Source organism: Streptosporangium sp. OZ121, from assembly GCF_051918885.1.
Lineage (GTDB): Bacteria > Actinomycetota > Actinomycetes > Streptosporangiales > Streptosporangiaceae > Streptosporangium.
Genome location: NZ_JBPXMC010000027.1, coordinates 121,891 through 128,312 on the forward strand (window position 1 = coordinate 121,891; position 6,422 = coordinate 128,312).

The 6,422-nt window shown below is 68.7% G+C and carries 3 protein-coding genes; 1 reads left to right on the forward strand and 2 read right to left on the reverse strand.

Annotated elements, in window-relative coordinates:
- Positions 1-46: 46 nt before the first annotated feature.
- On the forward strand, positions 47-2,473 hold the full coding sequence (locus tag ACTOQ1_RS34190; protein ID WP_440072101.1) for a flippase-like domain-containing protein: 2,427 nt from the start codon (positions 47-49) through the stop codon (positions 2,471-2,473).
- Between the two features lie 129 nt (positions 2,474-2,602).
- Here the strand turns inward: ACTOQ1_RS34190 and mgrA are convergent, their stop codons facing one another.
- Entirely contained in the window at positions 2,603-3,631 is a 1,029-nt protein-coding gene (gene mgrA / locus ACTOQ1_RS34195) for an L-glyceraldehyde 3-phosphate reductase (protein WP_440072102.1), read from the reverse strand.
- Entirely contained in the window at positions 3,628-5,688 is a 2,061-nt protein-coding gene (locus ACTOQ1_RS34200) for a S9 family peptidase (RefSeq protein ID WP_440072103.1), read from the reverse strand. Before ACTOQ1_RS34200 ends, mgrA begins: the two co-directional genes overlap by 4 nt.
- Positions 5,689-6,422: the final 734 nt, after the last annotated feature.

Sequence of the window (6,422 nt, forward strand, 5' to 3'; positions counted from 1 at the left end):
AGATCGGTGACGCACCTGTAATGCGGAACGTGCAGAATCGCAGGCGGTGACGAAAATCGGGGAACTGGACGAAACGACGTCCGTCAACGGCACAGGGCTGAGGACGGGCGACGATCTCGCCGTGCACGTCGTCGAGCCGCTGCTCCCGCAGCGGATCCGCCGCCCCTCCGACCTGTTGCGGTTCCTGGCGACCCTGCTCGTGCTCGTGGCCGTGATCATGCTCGCCTTCGTCGCGCAGAAGACCCTGAACGGCCTGGAGGGCGATGTCGCCGACGGCACCAGCCGGGCGCCGTTCCTGCTCAGCGGCCTGGCCGGGGTGCTGAGCGCGTCGGCCATGCTCGGCGTGCCCGTCGCCTTCGCCATCGAGCGGGTGCTCCACCGCGACGGCCTCCGGGTGGCCGAGGGACTCTTCGCGGCCATCGCCGCGATGGTGCTCTCCTTCGCTCTCGGCGAGTGGATCCTCAGCGCCGGCCCCGAGGACCTGCGGGTCCTGCTGACCGGCGGGCGGGCCGGGGTCGAGCCGATCAACACCCTGCTCACCCCGATCATCGCCTATGTCACCGCGGTGCGAATATCCCGCCGCCCCACCTGGCGGGCGGCCCTGTGGAGCGCGGTCGCGCTCAACGCCGTCGCCCTGTTCGCCGGTCTCGCCGCCACCATCCTCGGCATCGTCGTCTCCATCCTGGTCGGGCTGGCCGTCGGCTACGCCACCCTGTACGGCGTGGGCAGCCCCAACACCCGCCCGCCGGGCAGCGCGGTCGTCGCGGCGCTCCGCAAGCTGGGCTTCGTCCCCGTCAAGGCCCGCAGGCTCGACGACGACCACCAGAGCAGCCGCCGCTACGCCGTCGACCTCAAGGACGGCAGCCGCCTCGACGTGACCGTCCTCGACCGTGACCGCCAGGTCGCCGGGGTGCTCTACCGCCTCTGGCGGCGCATCCGCCTCAACTCCGAGACCCGCCGCAAGGCCATCCGCTCGCTCCGCGCCGAGCTGGAGCGCGAGGCCCTGATGGCGTACGCCGCGCAGGCGGCCGGAGCGAGCACCCCCAGGCTCGTCGGCACCAGCGAGATCGGCACCGAGGCCGCGCTGCTCGCCTACGAGCACACCCCCACCCGCGCGCTCGACAGCATCCCCGACAGCGAGATCGACGACAACCTGCTCGCCCAGATCTGGGAGCAGGTCCTGTTGCTGCAGGTCCAGCGGCTCGCCCACCGGCGGCTGACCGGCGACAGCATCCACGTCGACGGCGAGGGCCGGGTCATCCTGATGGACGCCCGCAGCGGTGAGATCGCCGCCGGTGACCTGCTGCTCCGTCTCGACATCGCCCAGTTGCTCACCTACCTCAGCCTGCGCGTCGGCGCCGAGCGGGCGGTCGCCGCCGCCGCGGCCGTGGCGGGGTCCGGCGTGCTCGCCGACGCGCTTCCCCTGCTCCAGCGGATCGCGCTGACCCGGGAGACCAGGGCCGCGCTCACCAGGAACAAGGAAGTGCTCACCGAGATCCGCGACCGGATCGTCGAGCTCAAGCCGAGGACCGAGGCCGAGGAGGTGCGCCTGGAGCGCTTCCGTCCCCGGACCCTGATCACCATCATCGGCACCGCGTTCGCCGCGTACTTCCTGGTCTACTACCTGACCCAGATCAACCTCAACATGATCACGTCGGCCAAGTGGAGCTGGACCGGGGTGGCGCTGGTCGCCGCGATGCTGAGCTACGTCGCCGCCGCCCTCATGCTGATGGGGTTCGTGCCGGAGAAGCTGCCCCTCGGCCGTACGGTGCTCGCCCAGTTCGCCGGGTCGTTCGTCAAGCTCGTCGCGCCCGCCGCGGTGAGCGGGGTCGCGGTCAACACCCGTTACCTGCAGAAACGCGGCATCCCTCCGGGACAGGCGGTGGCCAGCGTGGGTGCCTCCCAGCTCATCGGGCTGGCCTGCCACGTCGCCCTGCTGCTGCTGTTCGCCTACATCACCGGTTCCAACACCGCCTCGTCGTTCACCCCGTCGCGCACCCTCGTGATCACGCTGCTCGCCGTGGCCGTGCTGATCCTGGTCGTCGTGAGCGTGCCACGCCTGCGCCGCATGATCATCTCGCGGCTCCGCCCGCTGTTCTCCGGCGTCATGCCGCGCCTGCTCGACATCCTCCAGTCACCCCGGAAGATCGTCGAGGGCTTCGGCGGCACCCTGATGCTCACCCTGTTCTTCGTGGTCTGCCTGGACGCCTGTGTCCGCGCCTTCGGCGGCTCCATCAACTTCGCCGCCGTCGCCATCGTCTTCCTCGCGGGCAACGCCATCGGCTCGGCCGCCCCGACCCCCGGCGGGCTCGGCGCCGTCGAGGTCTCCCTCACGGCCGGGCTCACCCTGGCGGGCGTGCCGCGTGAGGTGGCGGCCTCGGCCGTGCTGCTGTTCCGGCTGCTGACCTTCTGGCTGCCGGTCCTGCCGGGCTGGGCCTCGTTCACGTACCTGCAGAGGCACGAGGCGCTCTGACCCCGTCCGGCTCCCGTACGGCTCGTCTTCGCCCTCGTCTTCTCGCGTTTCCCGGGCCTTTCACGGCCGGAGGCCGCCGGTCACCTGGACCGGCGGCCTCCGTACGCGAGAGCGGACGAGCGGGGGAGGTCAGGCCTCGCTGGACCCGGCCCAGATGTTGATGCCCGCGTCGACCGCGTCCTTGTCGATCGCCTCCAGCTCTCCGGCGTCGAACGAGGGGTTCTCCACCGCCGCGAGGCTGTTCTCCAGCTGCTTGACGCTGCTCGCGCCGATCAGCACCGAGGTGACGCGCCTGTCGCGCAACGCCCAGGCCAGCGCCATCTGCGCCAGCGACTGGCCGCGCCGGCCCGCGATCTCGTTCAGGGTGCGGATGTGCCGCATCGTCTCGTCGGTGAGCATGTCCGGGGTGAGGAAACGCCCCTGCGAGGCCCGCGACCCCTCGGGGATCCCGTTCAGGTACCGGTCGGTCAGCATGCCCTGCGCCAGCGGCGAGAACGCGATGCAGCCCACGCCCTCCTCCTCCAGGACGTCGAGCAGCCCGCCCTCGATCCACCGGTTCAGCATCGAGTACGAGGGCTGGTGGATCAGCAGCGGCGTGCCCATCTCCCGCAGGATCCGCGCGGCCTCCTTGGTGTGCTCGGGCGAGTAGGACGAGATGCCCGCGTACAGCGCCTTGCCCGACCGGACCGCGTGGTCCAGCGCGCCCATCGTCTCCTCGAGCGGGGTGTCCGGGTCGAACCGGTGGCTGTAGAAGATGTCGACGTAGTCGATCCCCATCCGCTCCAGAGACCGGTCCAGGCTGGACAGCAGGTACTTGCGCGACCCCCACTCGCCGTACGGGCCCGGCCACATGTCGTAGCCCGCCTTGGTGGAGATGACCAGCTCGTCCCGGTACGGCGCGAAGTCCTCGCGGAAATGCCGTCCGAAGTTGGTCTCCGCGGTTCCGGGCGGCGGGCCGTAGTTGTTGGCCAGGTCGAAGTGGGTCACCCCCAGGTCGAAGGCCCTCCTGAGGATGTCCCGCTGGACCTCGAAGGGCTTGTCGTCACCGAAGTTGTGCCAGAGCCCCAGGGAGACGGCGGGCAGCTTGAGCCCGCTCTTGCCGACCCTGTTGTACGGCTGGCGATCGTCGTACCTGTCTTTCGCCGCGATATATGTCATTGAGTCACCTTTGTCGTGTCGAGAATCCAGGAGAGGGTGAAGGCCTCTTCGCGCCAGGAGTCGTACCTGCCGCTGCGGCCGCCGTGCCCGGCGCCCATCTCCGTCTTGAGCAGGAAAGGCCCGCCGCGCGCGACGTCGCGGAGCTTCGCGATCCACTTGGCGGGCTCGTGGTAGAAAACCCTCGTGTCGTTGAGGCTGGTGATCGCCAGAATCGGCGGGTAGACCCGGCCGTCCACGTTCTCGTAGGGCGTGTACGACTTCATGTACGCGTACACCTCGGGATCGTGCAGCGGGTCGCCCCACTCGTCCCATTCGATCACGGTCAGCGGCAGCGACGGGTCGAGGATCGTGTTCAGCGCGTCCACGAACGGCACCTCCGCGACCACGCCCGCGAAGGTCTCCGGCGCGAGGTTGGCGACCGCGCCCATCAGCAGCCCGCCCGCCGACCCGCCCCTGGCGACGATCGCGCTCGACCAGTTCGCGGCGGAGAGGTGCTCGGCGGCGGCGACGAAGTCGGTGAAGGTGTTCTTCTTCTTCTGGAACTTGCCGTCCTCGTACCAGCGGCGGCCCATCTCACCGCCGCCCCTGACGTGCGCGACGGCGAACACGAAACCCCGGTCGAGCAGGCTGAGCCTCGCGATGGAGAACGACGGGTCGATCGAGGTCTCGTAGCTTCCGTAGCCGTACAGCACGGTGGGAGCGGGCCGCTCCGTGCCCTTTTTGACCACGATCGAGATCGGCACGCGGGTGCCGTCCGAGGCGGTCGCCCACTCGCGGAACTGCTCGTAGTCGGCCGGGTCGTAGCCGCCCAGCACCACCTTCTGTTTCAGCAGGATCAGCTCGCCCGCGCCGAGGTCGTAGTCGTAGACCGACGGCGGAGTGATCATGCTGGTGTAGCCGAGCCGCAGCCGTCCGGTGACGAACTCCGGGTTGCCCGACGGGGCCACGTCGTAGATCGGCTCGGGGAAGGAGATCTCGTACGCCTCCCCGTCGCGGGGCAGGATGCGGATGCCGGTGAGGCCGTCCCTGCGGAAGTGCACGACGGTGTGGCCCTCGAAGGCGTCGATGTCGAGCAGCCGGGTGTCGGCGCGGTGCTCGATGATCGGCGTCCAGCTGCCGGGGTCGTCGAGGGGCGCGGTGGCCAGCTCGAAGTTCTCCGCGTTCCGGTTGTGCAGGATCAGGAAGTGGTCACCCGCGTGGTCGACGCCGTACTCGACACCGGTCTCCCTGGGCCTGACGACCCGGAACTCGCCGGTGGGATCGTCGGCCTCCAGGACGCGCACCTCGCTGGTGATCTTGCTTCCGGCGGAGAGGACCAGGTAGCGCTCGCTGCGGCTGAGCCCGACGCCGACCCAGAACCGCTCGTCGGACTCCTCGTGCACGAGCACGTCGTCCTCGGCCGGGCTCCCGATCGTGTGCCGGTGGACCTGGTTGGGCCGCCAGGCCTCGTCGACCGTCGTGTAGAAGAACGTCGTGCCGTCGGCGGACCAGGCGCCGCCGTAGAAGATGCCGGGAATCTCGTCGGGGAGGATCTCGCCGGTGGTGAGGTTCTTCACCCTCAGGGTGAAGCGCTCGTCGCCGGTGAAGTTGGTGGAGTAGGCCAGCAGGGTGCCGTCGGGGCTGACCGAGCTGGTACCGATCGAGAAGAAGTCGGAGTCTCCGGCGAGCTCGTTGCCGTCGAGCAGGACCTCCTCACCGGGAAGCGACTCCCCGGCCTTCACCTCGGGCGGCGTCTCGCCGTCCGCCGCCACCCGGCACTGGAGGCCGTACTGCTTGCCCTCCTCCGTCCGCGAGTAGTACCACCAGTCGCCCTTGCGGGTGGGGACCGAGAGATCGGTCTCCAGGGTGCGTCCCTTGATCTCCTGGAAGAGCGTCTCCTGCAGGGGCTTGAGGTGGGCGGTCGCCTCCTGCGTGTAGGCGTTCTCCGCCTCCAGGTAGGCGACCACATCCGGGTCGTCCTTGACCGTCAGCCACGCGTAGTCATCGACCACGGTGTCCCCGTGGTGCACGCGCTCGCTGGGAACCTTCTTCGCCGTCGGCGGCGTCTGGCTGCTCACTCAGCCGAGTCTATGTTTCCGCCGATGCCTGTTCGGATCCCCCCGCTCGGCCGATGCGGCCGATGCGGCCGGCTCGTTCGGCTCGCCGGGCTCGGCCGGTTGGGGCGGTTCGGTGGAATCAGGCGGCCGGATGGTTGGGTTGGGCGGTTGGGCTGGGCGGTTGGGCCGGGCGGTTGGGCGGCTCGGCTTGCTTCGCTTCGCTTGCGGACCGGGGCACCTTCCGCTCTGCCCGCTCTGCTCTGCCCGCTCTGCCCGCTCTGCTCTGCCCGCTTTGCCGACCTCCCACTTCCCGGCTGCGGGGTTCGCCGTTACGTCTCGAGCGGTCTTCGGGGGCTGCTAATCTTTTGATGTCGGCAAGGTCCGGCGCAAACCACTCCAATCACTCCGGTGACTTCCGTATGGCTTGTGTCGTGTTTGCCGACAATCCCTTTGAAACCAACGGTCTCGAAGATCGGTTCGCAGAGCCGCTCAAGGGCTGGTAAGTTAGAGGGGTTGCTCTGGAAACGGGGCCGCCGAAATTCCAGCAGGGCCAGCTAGATCGAATCAACCGGATCAAAACAAGCCGGTTTGACACGAAAAAGCAGGCCTGAAAGAATAAAGGCACAACGAAAGAGCAGAATAAAACAGAACGAACGCCCCGGAGTTCTGCCGGACCACTTGGTCGGGTCAGGGTGATGGTGTACGCGTCCGTTTCTTGAGAACTCAACAGTGTGTTAAAAGCCAGTGCATGAAGC